9 protein-coding genes, 2 tRNA genes and 1 pseudogene are annotated in these 13,136 nt (G+C 35.4%); 8 read left to right on the forward strand and 4 right to left on the reverse strand.

What is annotated here, in order from left to right:
• Nucleotides 1-142 precede the first annotated feature (142 nt).
• Both BSU00_RS10490 and BSU00_RS10495 read left to right on the forward strand, forming a co-directional pair.
• Nucleotides 143-2,640 (forward strand): annotated as a pseudogene (locus BSU00_RS10490) (M14 family metallopeptidase).
• Between the two features lie 108 nt (nt 2,641-2,748).
• The gene (locus BSU00_RS10495) at nt 2,749-2,904 is read left to right on the forward strand and encodes a YqaE/Pmp3 family membrane protein (protein ID WP_105004343.1); all 156 of its coding nucleotides are present in this window, start codon (nt 2,749-2,751) and stop codon (nt 2,902-2,904) included.
• Between the two features lie 75 nt (nt 2,905-2,979).
• On the opposite strand, the gene pafA is transcribed toward BSU00_RS10495, so the two are convergent.
• Nucleotides 2,980-4,620, reverse strand: a complete 1,641-nt coding sequence (gene pafA, locus BSU00_RS10500) for an alkaline phosphatase PafA (RefSeq protein ID WP_105004344.1) — start codon at nt 4,618-4,620, stop codon at nt 2,980-2,982.
• 117 nt (nt 4,621-4,737) lie between these two features.
• On the opposite strand from pafA, the gene BSU00_RS10505 reads away from it, so the two are divergent.
• The 6 genes from BSU00_RS10505 (at nt 4,738) to BSU00_RS10530 (ending at nt 10,804) form a co-directional block, all read left to right on the forward strand.
• Nucleotides 4,738-5,478 carry an ABC transporter permease gene (locus tag BSU00_RS10505; RefSeq protein WP_105004345.1) on the forward strand — a complete coding sequence of 247 codons (741 nt, stop codon included), beginning with the start codon at nt 4,738-4,740 and terminating at the stop codon, nt 5,476-5,478.
• Nucleotide 5,479: 1 nt separating this feature from the next.
• A complete protein-coding gene (locus BSU00_RS10510) occupies nt 5,480-6,244 on the forward strand; it encodes an ABC transporter ATP-binding protein (RefSeq protein ID WP_105004346.1) in 765 nt (254 codons plus the stop codon).
• Between the two features lie 134 nt (nt 6,245-6,378).
• Nucleotides 6,379-6,451 (forward strand) — tRNA-Lys (locus BSU00_RS10515).
• A gap of 46 nt (nt 6,452-6,497) precedes the next feature.
• Nucleotides 6,498-6,580: transfer RNA gene (locus BSU00_RS10520), tRNA-Tyr, on the forward strand.
• 191 nt (nt 6,581-6,771) lie between these two features.
• A complete protein-coding gene (locus tag BSU00_RS10525; RefSeq protein ID WP_158254426.1) occupies nt 6,772-9,177 on the forward strand; it encodes a TonB-dependent receptor in 2,406 nt (801 codons plus the stop codon).
• Between the two features lie 172 nt (nt 9,178-9,349).
• Complete coding sequence (locus BSU00_RS10530; RefSeq protein WP_105004348.1) at nt 9,350-10,804, forward strand: DUF389 domain-containing protein; 1,455 nt, start codon at nt 9,350-9,352, stop codon at nt 10,802-10,804.
• Nucleotides 10,805-10,956: 152 nt separating this feature from the next.
• Here the strand turns inward: BSU00_RS10530 and BSU00_RS10535 are convergent, their stop codons facing one another.
• Genes BSU00_RS10535 through pdxH form a run of 3 tightly spaced genes read right to left on the reverse strand, consistent with a single transcriptional unit; the run spans nt 10,957 to nt 13,026 of the window.
• Nucleotides 10,957-11,850 carry a Ppx/GppA phosphatase family protein gene (locus BSU00_RS10535; protein WP_105004349.1) on the reverse strand — a complete coding sequence of 298 codons (894 nt, stop codon included), beginning with the start codon at nt 11,848-11,850 and terminating at the stop codon, nt 10,957-10,959.
• Between the two features lie 12 nt (nt 11,851-11,862).
• Entirely contained in the window at nt 11,863-12,351 is a 489-nt protein-coding gene (locus BSU00_RS10540; protein WP_105004350.1) for a histidine phosphatase family protein, read from the reverse strand.
• Between the two features lie 27 nt (nt 12,352-12,378).
• The gene (gene pdxH, locus BSU00_RS10545; RefSeq protein WP_105004351.1) at nt 12,379-13,026 is read right to left on the reverse strand and encodes a pyridoxamine 5'-phosphate oxidase; all 648 of its coding nucleotides are present in this window, start codon (nt 13,024-13,026) and stop codon (nt 12,379-12,381) included.
• Nucleotides 13,027-13,136: the final 110 nt, after the last annotated feature.

Raw genomic sequence — 13,136 nt, forward strand, 5'->3', positions numbered from 1 at the left:
ACCTTAGATTTTTTTGATTCTAGCATAGGCATGAGTATCGTTTTTACAGGATTTTAAATTCCTTAAATTTTAGTTAAAAAAACACACGCTTTTAACAAGAGTAATCTAATGGTTATCTTTGAAAGCAATCAAACAAATCAAAATGAAAAAAATATTTTTATGCATCCTTCTTCTAGGAATATGTGCGCAAGCTCAGGATGTAGATTTATCGTATTATTTACCCAGAAATATCTCGTATAACCCCTCTATCCCAACACCGAAATCTGTTATAGGACATGAGGTTGGAGAATGGCATGTAACGCATGATAAGTTAGTGCAATACATGAAGGTGCTTGCGAACTCCTCCGATAGGATTACACTTACCGAAAGAGGCACTACTTATGAAGGAAGACCACTTGTCTTACTAACGATAACCTCTCCGGAGAATCAGCAAAATCTAGCCGTACTAAAAAAACAGCACATGGCAATAACCGAAAATAGTGCAACTCCAATTGCAGAGCAGCCTATTGTCGTTTACCAAGGTTTTTCAATTCATGGAAATGAAGCTAGTGGGTCTAATGCTGCGCTTGCGGTAGCTTATCACTTGGCAGCTGCAGAGGGAGCGGAAATTGAAAAATTACTAGCCACATCTGTCATTTTATTAGATCCTTCTTTAAATCCTGATGGTTTGCAGCGTTTTGCGTATTGGGCGAATACCAATAAGGCTAATACCATAACTCCCGACCCTAACGACAGAGAGTATCATGAAGTTTGGCCTGGTGGAAGAACAAATCACTATTGGTTTGATATGAACAGAGATTGGCTACCGGTACAGTTGCCCGAAAGTCAGGCACGAATCAAAACTTTTCACGAATGGATGCCAAATATTTTGACAGATCATCATGAAATGGGAACGAACTCTACCTTCTTTTTTCAACCAGGAATACCAGAGAGAACCAACCCGCTCACTCCAGATTTGAACCAGCAATTAACCAAAGAAATAGGTACTTATCATGCTAAGGCATTCGATAAGATTGCCTCTACTTATTATTCAGAGGAGGATTTTGATGATTTTTATTACGGAAAAGGTTCTACATTTCCGGATATCAATGGAGGGATTGGTATATTATTCGAACAAGGAAGTTCGCGAGGGCATGCACAGGAGAGTGATAATGGTATTTTAACGTTTCCATTTACAATTCGAAATCAGTTTACTGCCGCCTTGTCTACACTAGAGGCAGGGAAAAATATGCGCACTAAAATCTTAACTTACCAAAGAGATTTTTTCCAAAAAGTAAGGGCTTCAAAAAAGAAGAATGTATTGGTTTTTGGCGATGAGAAAGACGCCGCAAAAACATATCACCTTGCGGAGGTATTACAAAGACATCAGATTAAAATTCATCAATTGAAATCGAATTTCACACGCAAGGGTAAAAATTTTAAAAAAGGATATAGTTATGCGGTACCTATGCAGCAAAAAAACAATCGTTTAATAGAAGCGATGTTTGATGTAAGAAAAACGTTTAAAGACAGTTTGTTTTATGACGTTTCTGCCTGGACTTTCAACCATGCCTTTGGTTTGGATATTTCTAAGGAGGAGTCTGCTGCTGTATTAGGGGAGGAAGTTGTCACGCTTCAAAAACCTACAGGAAAAGTTGTAACCAAAAGTAGTGTGGGATATTTGATGCCTTGGAATGAATACTATGCGCCAAAAGCCTTACACCAAATTGTAAGTAAAGGTATACGTGCTAAAGTGGCAATGAAAAATTTCCGTAACGATGATATTGCTTATGAGTATGGAACTATTTTTATTCCTGTTCAAAATCAAGTGCTATCCGAGGGAGAAATGTATTCTTTTTTAGAGCAAGTCGCAAAAAATAGTCATTTAACCATTACCGGGGTTTCCACAGGATTAAACGATGGTCCTGATTTAGGAAGTAGAAATTTTAAACTTGTTAAAAAACCAAAGGTAGCAATGCTAGTCGGAAATGGTATCACTAGTTATGATGCAGGGGAAATATGGCATTTGTTTGACCAACGATTTGCAATGCAATTAACAAAATTAGATACCGAATATGCTAGTAGAACAGATTTAAGTAAATACACGACAATTCTGGTACCGAATTCAAGAACATTATCTGCTTCTTTATTAAAAAAAATAAACGATTGGGTCCGAAATGGTGGCGTATTAATAGCTACAGAAACGCCGTACAGTGGTTTGCAAATCAAAACTATTTAGAGGTAGATTTTAAACAGAATAAACAAGATACCGTACAAGGAGTCACCTTTGAAAATAGAAATTTGCAATCAGGGGCACAAGTAATTGGAGGAGCAATTTTTGAGGCAGCTATAGACAGGTCGCATCCTATTAATTTTGGGTATAAAAATGAAAAAATTGCTTTATTTAGAAATACGACCGTATTTATGCAACCAGATGCAAAGAGTTTTAATAATCCAATTCAGTATACTAATTCTCCTTTGTTAAGTGGTTATATTTCTAACGAAAATATGGATTTATTAAAAAATACAGTTCCATTTAAAGTACAACGATATGGTCGAGGACGCGTAATTGTATTTACAGACAATACTAACTTTAGGGCTTTTTGGTATGGTACTAATAAGCTTCTGATGAATGCTGTATTTTTTGGTAAAATGATGTAAGATATTAGGTGCTTAAACACTAGTAAAAAAGTCAAATTGAGAAATCAATTTGACTTTTTTTGTAACAAATTAAACGTATTCTCGTCTTGTAAATAAAAGAATTATACTATGAGTTTATTGCGCGTTTTGTTGGCAATTTTGTTCCCTCCACTAGCAGTACTAGGAAAAGGATGCGGTTCGTTTGTCATTGTTTTTTTATTAACTCTTTGTGGTTGGGTGCCAGGTGTTATCGGAGCCTTGGTTATTGTAAACAACTCCAATTAACTCACAGTACATCTCTAAAGAGATTTTATTTTTTCTGACACTATTTTACTGTACCTTCTCACTCAAGAGTGTCATTTAATGCAATGCCTCCTCTATTATTTTTCCGGTATTTCCATTTGGAAATTCTATTTCTAATAAGTTTGAAATTGTCGGGGCAATATCGATGATTTCATATTTTTTCTTAGAACTTCCGTGTTTAATACCATTTCCGTAAAAAATAATAGGAACATGGGTGTCGTAGGAATATCCAGAACCATGTGTAGTTCCTTTTTTGGGATAACTTATAGTTGAAGGATTTGGAACTAGAAGCACATCTCCTGAAATTTTTTGGTTATATCCATTTTGTAATGAATTTAAGATGCCATTGGTAAAGGTTGTAGTTTGCATGGTTCTAGCAGTAACTGCTTTGTATATCCCTTTAAACTTTACAGCTTCATCCGCAATAGTTTGTGCCACCGTATTTTCGTTAAGTTTTAGTTCTTTAATTTTTTCTTTGTTGAGAAATATTTGAAAATTAGAAATATTTAAAATTAACTCTTCAGATTGGAATTTTTCTAGGGTAGTTGCATTTAAAAAGTTTAGAAATTTACGCGATGTAAAATAACTAGCAGGAACCTTAAGCGATTGTAAGTACGAAGGGACCTCTGTGGCAGCGTGGTCTGCGGTTAAAAATAATGTGTAATTGTTTTTGCCAATATTTGTATCTAAAAACGTAAATAAAGAAGCTAAATCTTGGTCTAATCGCAAGTAAGTATCTTCGATTTCTTTGGAGGCTACACCAAATTGATGTCCAACGTAATCAGTAGAGGAATAACTGATGGCCAGAAAATCGGTGTGTTCCGATTTTCCTAGGTTCTCTCCGATAATGGCTGCCTTTGCAAAATCAGTAGTCAAGGTATTTCCAGCAGGAACACCTTTCAGGATACTGTAGTTGTTGTTTTTTGCTCTCAAGGCAGGGATATTATGTGGGAAAACGGGCTTTTCTTCTCCTTTAAAGGTCGCTTCGTAGTTATTGTCATCTGCAATACTTTCTGTATAGGTTGCAATATCATATAGCGTTTCCCATGGGGTACTTAAATACGCATCTACTTTACCAGAGGCATTGAACTCTTGTACCCAACTCGGCAGTTCTTTCATGTAGTAGGATGAGGTAATAAACTTTCCTTCTTCCCCACCATCAAACCAGTATGCGCCGTTTGCGGTGTGTCCGGCAGGAAGTATGGCCGACCTATCTTTAATTGCAATTCCAATGGTTTTATTCCGCATGTTTTGTCCTAATCGCAATTGATCCGTTACTGTAGTAGTTACCATACGATATGGAGATTTTTTTCCTGCTTCGGATGTATTACCTACGGTGGAGTAATTTGTGTCATCAACACAATATATAGATTTCTCTAGATATTTATCAAACCAATTATTTCCAATAATTCCATGGTTTACAGGGGTGGTTCCGGTATATACAGAAGCATGTCCGACAGCTGTATACGTTGGGATATAGTTAAAGTGTGCGTTCTCTAAAGAAAATCCACCATTAATAATTCGTTTAAATCCATTATTTCCGTATTTCTTGTCGAAACGTGTAAGGTAATCGTATCGCATCTGATCTACGATAATACCAACTACTAATTTGGGTTTTTTGGAGGTACTATTCTGTTGCTTTTTGCAGGATGCGCATAACAGTAAAACGGTAATAAGAAGTGAAAAATAAGTTTTCATGTATAAAATATTATTTAATTTCAAAGGTACTTAAATATTGTGAAAGCTTGCTAGGTATTATTTAGATAGTCTTGGTAGTTTTTTATACTTTAGCAATAGAAAAAAGTATTGGAATTAATGAATTATATTGAGCATATTGGAAAATACTTTATAATGCTAAAAGAGGTTTTTACCAAACCCCAACGAAAAAGAGTTTTTATTGAAGCATTGTTTAGAGAAGTAGAAGAGTTAGGGCTAAAATCTTTGGGGATTATTGCTTTTATTTCCTTTTTTATAGGGGGGGTTATTGCATTGCAAACAGCCTTAAACTTAGACAGCCCTTTTATACCCGATTCCCTGATTGGATTTGCAGCAAAACGATCTGTGATTCTTGAGTTTTCTCCTACTTTTTGTTCTATCATTCTAGCAGGTAAAGTAGGGTCTTATATTACCTCAAGTATCGGTACGATGCGAGTTACGGAACAAATAGATGCGTTGGAGGTGATGGGTATTAACTCCTTGAATTATTTAGTATTGCCAAAAATAATAGCAACTGTATTGTTTTACCCTTTTTTAATTATCATGGGAATGTTTTTAGGAATATTTGGAGGATGGGCTGCAGGAGTTTTCTCCGGGCTTTTCTCTGTAGATGAATACATAAACGGCTTACAACTAGATTTTAATCCGTTTCTGATTACCTATGCGCTTATTAAAACTGTAGTGTTCGCTTTTCTCATCGCCACTGTTCCGTCTTACCATGGATATTACGTTAAAGGTGGTTCTTTAGAAGTGGGTAAGGCTAGTACACAATCTGTAGTGTGGACTATTGTTGTTATTGTTATTGCCAATTATTTCTTAACCCAAATGTTGTTGACGTAATATGATTGAAGTAAAAAATATTTATAAGGGTTTTGGAGATTCGCAAATATTGAAAGGAATATCCGCTTCGTTTCACCCTGGTGAAACGAGTTTAATTATTGGGCAGAGTGGATCTGGAAAAACAGTATTTTTAAAATCTCTGGTGGGTTTGCATTCTCCAGAGAAAGGAACTATCGTGTATGATGGTCGTGTAAATACAGAAATGACCATTGAAGACAAAAGACAATTCCGTCAAGAAATTGGCATGGTGTTTCAGGGAAGTGCTTTATTTGACTCACAAACCGTAGAGGAGAACGTTATGTTTCCTTTAAAAATGTTTACCAAACAATCCTACGAAGAAATGATAGAACGGGTCAACTTTGTCTTAAATAGGGTAAATTTAGAGAATTCCAATCTAAAGTTTCCAGCCGAACTATCTGGAGGTATGCAAAAAAGGGTTGCTATTGCTAGAGCTATCGTAATGAATCCGAAATACTTATTTTGTGATGAGCCAAACTCTGGTTTAGATCCAAATACTGCTATTGTGATAGATAATTTAATTCAAGAAATTACCGACGAGTATAAAATTACCACTGTCATCAATACCCACGATATGAATTCTGTAATGGAAATTGGAGAGAAAATTGTTTTTCTAAAAAATGGTACCAAAGAATGGGAGGGGAGCAACCAAGAAATTTTTAAAACAGATAACGAAGCAGTAGTGAATTTTGTTTATTCCTCAAATTTGTTTAAGAAGGTTAGAACAGCATATTTAAATGAAAAATAATTTAAAGTTCTGTCTTTTAAAGAACTACAAAAATCGTTATTTTTTTTCTTGAAATAATAAGTAAAAAAGTTTGTTGAATTAATAAAAGCGACTATATTTGCACCCGCAAACGCAGAAATGCGGAAGCAAAAAATGACCGGGTAGCTCAGTTGGTAGAGCATCTCCCTTTTAAGGAGAGGGTCCTGGGTTCGAGCCCCAGCCCGGTCACAAAAAGACTTCTTAACTAGTAGAAGTTTTTTTTTCAGTAACATTTGGGGAGATTCCAGAGCGGCCAAATGGGATGGACTGTAACTCCGTTGTCTTTCGACTTCGCAGGTTCGAATCCTGCTCTCCCCACAAAATCCTTAATCAAAAGATTAAGGATTTTGTATTTTAGATTCTTACGCTTTTTGAAATGATCAAACCTGCATTGTAAGCAACCTTTTTCCTTAGGTTTTTTTGAAAAATAGGATAACATATATATATTGTTTAATCTTTTTACTAAGTAGATAAACAAAAATGTATCTTTGTCGAATAACCATATGCAAATGAAGCGAATACTATATATATTTATATGTCTTAATACTCTTGCATTACATGCACAGGAGGTAGGAATTATCAAAGGAAAAGTAATTGACGCAATTACAAGAGAAAGTATTCCATATGTTAACGTATTTATCGTCGGGACTCAAAAAGGAAGTACCACGAATGAAAATGGTGAATTCTCCATACAAGAAGCTCCATTAGGGTATCAGAAAGTTCAAGCTTCTTTTCTAGGGTTCCAAACAATCGTTTCTGAAGATTACTTGGTCACCAAAGAAAAAGTTCCTTTTGTAGTTCTCGAAATGATAGAAGATACAACGCAGTTAGCGGAAGTAGAAGTTACGAGTAAATTATTTAAAAAAACCTTGGAGAGCCCTTTGTCTTTGCAGTCACTTGGCGTTGCTGAAATTGAACGAAATCCAGGCGGAAATCGCGATGTTTTGCGAGTGATTCAATCATTTCCTGGGGTGGCATCAAATCCAGGTTTTAGAAATGACATTATAATCAGGGGTGGTTCGACAGCAGAAAATAAGTTTTATGTAGATGGTATTGAGGTACCGGTAATAAATCACTTTCAAACCCAAGGAGCTACGGGTGGGCCTGTTGGTATCATAAATACAGATCTTATCCGAAAGGTAGATTTTTATGCTAGTGCCTTTCCCGCGAATAGAGGAAATGCTTTGAGTTCTGTTATAGCGTTTACCCAAAAGACAGGAAATCCAGATCGTTTAAACGTAAGAGCAACATTGGGTACCTCTGATGCTGGGATTACCTTGGATGGTCCGATAGGAAAAAACACCACCTATATGTTTTCCGTACGTCAATCGTATTTACAGTTTCTATTTAAAGTTATTAAGTTGCCTTTTTTACCTACCTACAATGATTTTCAGTTTAATGTAAAAACGAAACTTAGTGAAACTAGTGAGCTGTCTTTTATCGGTTTAGGAGCGATAGATAATTTTAAAATTAACGAAGAAGTAAATGATGGGGTTACCGATCCGGAAACCCTAAAAAGAAATCAAGTTATTCTGAATACAGTTCCTGTAAATAGTCAGTGGAACTACACGGTTGGAGTAAACTATAAACGATATGGAGAGAATGCTACCCAGCAATTTGTTTTTAGTAGAAATGAATGGAAGAATAAAGCTGTTAAATACTTTCTAAACGATCCGCAAGAAAACCCAGAAAATTTACTCTTGGATTATAACTCTAAGGAAGTTGAAAATAAATTTAGATTTGAGAATACCGTGAAGAAAGAGTCCTATGTTTTTAACCTAGGATTTAATTTAGAGTTAGCGAAGTACACCAATACAACTTTTCAAAAAATAGTAAATACGGAAAATATTGCAGTGAGAAACTTTTCTTCCGAGGTAGATTTTTTTAAGTACGGACTGTTCGGGAATTTTTCTACTTCCTTTTTAAGTGAAAAACTTGGCGTTTCTTTTGGTTTTCGATTTGATGGCATCAATTATAATAGTACTATGGAGAATTTATTCAACCAGTTTTCGCCAAGAATAGCCACTACCTATAGTCTGAATGAAAAATGGTCATGGAATTCCTCGCTTGGCGTTTACAAGCAGTTACCATCGTATACCGTTTTAGGATATAGAGATGACAACGATGTGTTGGTAAATAAAAAAGGGTTAAAGTACATTGAAGCACAGCACGCAGTTTCTGGATTTGAATTTCGTCCGGACTCCAATACAAAAGTTACCCTTGAAGGATTTTATAAAAAATATAAAGATTATCCGTTTTCTGTGCGCAACCAAATTAGTTTGGCCAACCTTGGAGCTGATTTTGGCGTGGTAGGAAACGAAGAAGTAATTTCTAATTCCTTGGGAAAAGCCTATGGTTTTGAAGTTTTGGCACAGAAGAAATCTATTAATGGTCTTTATGGAATCGCTGCTTATACTTTTGTTCGCAGTGAATTTCAAAATGCCGACCAAGTATATATTCCATCGTCTTGGGATAATCGACATTTACTAACCGTAACAGCTGGGAAAAAACTACCAAAAAATTGGGAGATTGGTGCGAAATTTAGATTGGTAGGAGGAAGACCGTATACTCCATACGATTATGAAGCCTCTTCCTTGATTGAAAATTACGATATAAGTAATGGCGGTATTGTAGATTATGACAGACTAAACGAAGAACGTTTAGATACCTATACGCAATTAGATCTTCGCGTAGATAAGACTTGGTATTTAAAGCGATACTCCATAAACTTTTACCTAGATATTCAAAATGTTTATGCCAGCTCTGCAGACGAACAAGCCTTTTTACTGCCAGAGGAGGATGCAAACGGAAACAGAGTTATAGATCCTAATGATCCTTCTCGCTATGTCTTAGAAGAAATCGAAAACTCTTCAGGAAGTATCCTTCCTAGAATAGGAGTTGTAGTAGATTTTTAATTTTGATGTACCCCAAAATCTGCTAACGCTTTTGTTATTGTATGCAGGTGGGAGTTTTTCTTATTTTGATGAAGAAATACAGCAGCTGTTCAGCGCTTTTGTTTCATTTTATCGAAAGGTTTTAGTGTGTTTAGTTTTTTGTATCTTCCCATTGAATTAAAAAAGAAAAAATATGGAAGAAGGACAAATTCAAAATAATGACGAATCTGTCGAGCAGTCTAAGAAAGTGGTACAAGAAGATGCCAAAGGTTTACTAAAAAGTACCAAAAAGTTTTTAGTCGAGTTACTCGATTTCAGACACGAGACTGATCAAGAAGCAACCATTGAAGCCATAAAAGGGGATATTCCCTTCAAAGGGGCAACTGCTTGGATTCTCATATGTTCCATATTTGTCGCCTCCATTGGTTTAAATGCAAATTCAACTGCGGTTGTAATTGGAGCCATGTTAATTTCTCCATTAATGGGTCCCATTTTAGGAATAGGAATGTCTATTGCTATTAACGATATTGATACCCTCAGAAAATCTTTAGTGAACCTAGCTACCATGATTGTTTTGAGTTTGCTAACTGCCTTTTTGTTTTTTGCAATTTTTCCTTTAAAAGAGGAAACAAATGAACTTCTTGGAAGAGTCAAGCCAGACATTCGGGATGTTTTAATTGCTTTTTTTGGTGGATTGGCTTTGATTATAGCACGTACCAAAAAGGGGACCATTGCCTCTGTAATTTTTGGAGTTGCAATCGCAACAGCTTTAATGCCTCCCCTGTGTACTGCAGGATATGGATTGGCGATTGGGAACTATGATTACTTTATAGGTGCCATGTATCTGTTTACCATTAACACTATTTTTATTGCGTTAGCTACTTTTGTAGTGCTAAAATTATTAGGCTTTACCATGATTCGTTATGTGAATTCCGCAAAGCGAAAGCGCATTGCGCGAATCGCATCTTTTATTGCTATTTTAGTAATGATTCCTGCAGTATTTACGTTTATTAATGTTTATAGAGAAACTGTTATTAAAGCAAATTATGAATCTTTTATCAAATCTAAAGTAGAAGCCAATGAAAATTTGTGGTTACAACGCCATAAAATTAACCCTAAGGCGAAAAAAATAAAGTTGTTTTTTAATGGAGAAGTTTCTGCTGCAACCAAATCAAGTTTGCGAAATGAATTGAATGGATTTAAAAAAATTAAAGATTTTAAACTAGTTTTTAACGAGAATAATGTACGATCGCTAGATGATTTGTCCGTTTCTCTGCAAAGAGCTTATGCAGATTTGGATGAAAAAGACAATATTATAAACGGTTTACAACGAGAGATTGAAGAATTAAAACTAACCATTACCAATTTAAACGACCGCATAGAAAAGTCTGCCTCATTACAAGATAAAAACAGCGTTCCTTATAGCGCTTTGGTTCGAGAAGCAAAGATTAGGTACAATGACATTACCTCAATGAGCTATGCTAGTAAATTAATTTCTAAGGATTTTATAAAAGTAGATACGGTTCTCGAAATTACGGTTACTTGGAGCGGAAAACTTCCCGATTCTATTGTTGTAAATAAAGAAAAAGAACTTAAAGTATGGTTGAAAAAACAATTGAAAAAAGATAATCTTGTTTTGAAAAACTAATAACTTCCTTTTTAGGATGATAATCTTGTGTGTTTTACAACTAATACAACAACCGATAACTATGAAGTAAAGGAATGCACTTCTGCATTTAAAGTAGTTAAAAAAGTAACCGTTTTTTTATATACCTAACTACAGTTTACGGTATGTTTTTCTTATAATTTATCGAAGTATAAACTTTTGATAATTCCATCCGACAATCCAATTTTTGGGACATAAATTTTTCGTGCACCACTCCATTTCATAGCCGAAAGGTATATTTTGGTAGCTGGTACAATTACGTCTGCTCTATCGGGGTTTAATCCTAATTCTGTTACCCTATCCTTATACGACATGCGCTTTAAAAATTGGTATTGTGCGTTTAAATAAATGTAGGAAATTGGTTTGCCAGGTTCTCTACCCGACATTTTAAAAAGTTTATTAATGTTTCCACCCGAGCCAATTAAAGCGATTCTTTTATATCCTTTCGTGTTTTCTTCGACCCAGTTTTGTACTTTTTTAAAAATTATTTTATTATCGGCTTTTTTATTGTTGAGTAATCGAACCGTTCCAATTTTAAAGGATTTTGAGGTGATGATCTTTCCCCTAGAAAAAAGCGTCATTTCGGTGCTTCCTCCTCCAACATCTACATAGAGATAGGTACCGTCACTCTCAATTAATTTATTTAAATCGGTATAGGATATGATAGCCGCTTCTTTTTTTCCTCCAATAATATCGATTTCAATAGCGGTTTTTTCTAGGATTTTTTTTACCACTGCCTCTCCATTACTTGCTTCTCGCATGGCGGACGTTGCACAAGCTTTATATTTTTCTACACCATGAACCTGCATTAGTAGTTTAAAGGCTTCCATAGCTGCAACCATTCTATTGGTGTTTTCTTCCGAAATTTTTCCGCTTACAAAAGCATCAGCTCCCAAGCGAATAGGAACTCGTACTAAGGACGATTTTTTAAATTGCGGGTCACTGTCTTTTTCCTCAATAACATTCGCAACTAATAATCTAACAGCATTTGAGCCAATATCAATGGCTCCATATTTGGATATTTTCAAAACAAATTACTTTTATCGATGATGCTTCGGGAATTCAATTAAAATCGTATTTCCTTTTTTTATATTTTTCCAATGTTTATCACTAAACTGAATTCCAATAACACCGCATGTTGGAACATGGGCGATTGGTTTACTTCCAAATTTATTTACAAAGGTATTGATACCATGGTCATGGCTAAAAATAATAGCACTGTTAAAGCTGTCATCTAAAGCTTTGACTGTTTTTACTAAATAGCCATCACTAAAACTATACAATTGCCTTTTTATTTGTAGGTTCGATAAGGGATAATCAAAGTTTTCACAGAAAATAACCCCAGTGTGCAACGCCCTATTGGCACTACTAGAAATAAATACATCTGGTTTCTGTATTCGTTTCGCTAGAATCTCAGCAAGCATGTGAGCGTCTGTGATACCACGTTCTTTTAATGGCCTGTCAATATCTTTTACGTTCTGGTATTTCCAAGAAGATTTTGCATGGCGAACGATATATAGTGTTTTCATCACGGTTAAAGATACATAAAAATATTGCTATGGAGCTAGTCGGTCGAGTTTCCAGGAAAAATCATCTTTTAAACAATAGCGTATGCGGTCGTGTAATCTATTTGGTCGTCCCTGCCAAAACTCCATCGAACTTGGTTTTACAATAAAGCCTCCCCAGTGCGGGGGTCGCGGTATTTTTTTACCTTTATACTGTAACTCCAATTCCTGTAAACGTTTCTCAAGAGTTTGTCTTGAAGCTACCACATCGCTTTGGTTAGAGGCCCATGCACCTAATTTACTACCGGTAGGTCTCGATTCAAAATAACCATCAGATAGGTTATCTGCAATTTTTTCTGCAGTTCCTTTTATGATAATTTGTTGTTCTAAACTAGGCCAAAAAAAGGAGATGCAAACTTTGTTGTTATGTTCTATTGCCTTTCCTTTTTCAGAATTATAATTCGTATAAAATATAAAGCCCTCATGCGTGTATTTTTTTAACAAAACAACCCTGCTTTTTGGAAATCCATCCATACCAATAGCGGAAACGGTCATTGCATTTGCTTCTTCTATACTTTCTGAATTTGTCGCGCGTGCAAACCAATCTCTAAATAATTCAATGGGGTTATTGGGGCAATTGCTTTCCAACAATTCTTTCTTGTCATAAGATTTTCTAAAATCACTTAAATCGTGTTCCATCGGAAGTATTAAATTGTTGCAGTAAAGGTACGATTTTTAAGGCCTATTTGTTACTAGATCTGGTAAAATTATCTTTTTAAACGCCATTAATTTTTGATTTTAAAACTAGC

Origin of the sequence: Tenacibaculum sp. SG-28 (assembly GCF_002954385.1) — a bacterium.
Lineage (GTDB): Bacteria > Bacteroidota > Bacteroidia > Flavobacteriales > Flavobacteriaceae > Polaribacter.

Excerpts from the sequence above, each read along its gene's own strand:
- pafA (WP_105004344.1), bottom strand. The coding sequence starts at position 4,620 with ATGAAAACTTATTTTTCACTTCTTATTACCGTTTTACTGTTATGCGCA.
- pdxH (WP_105004351.1), bottom strand. The coding sequence starts at position 13,026 with ATGGAACACGATTTAAGTGATTTTAGAAAATCTTATGACAAGAAAGAA.
- BSU00_RS10530 (WP_105004348.1), top strand. The coding sequence starts at position 9,350 with ATGGAAGAAGGACAAATTCAAAATAATGACGAATCTGTCGAGCAGTCT.
- BSU00_RS10525 (WP_158254426.1), top strand. The coding sequence starts at position 6,772 with ATGAAGCGAATACTATATATATTTATATGTCTTAATACTCTTGCATTA.
- BSU00_RS10505 (WP_105004345.1), top strand. The coding sequence starts at position 4,738 with ATGAATTATATTGAGCATATTGGAAAATACTTTATAATGCTAAAAGAG.
- BSU00_RS10495 (WP_105004343.1), top strand. The coding sequence starts at position 2,749 with ATGAGTTTATTGCGCGTTTTGTTGGCAATTTTGTTCCCTCCACTAGCA.
- BSU00_RS10510 (WP_105004346.1), top strand. The coding sequence starts at position 5,480 with ATGATTGAAGTAAAAAATATTTATAAGGGTTTTGGAGATTCGCAAATA.
- BSU00_RS10540 (WP_105004350.1), bottom strand. The coding sequence starts at position 12,351 with ATGAAAACACTATATATCGTTCGCCATGCAAAATCTTCTTGGAAATAC.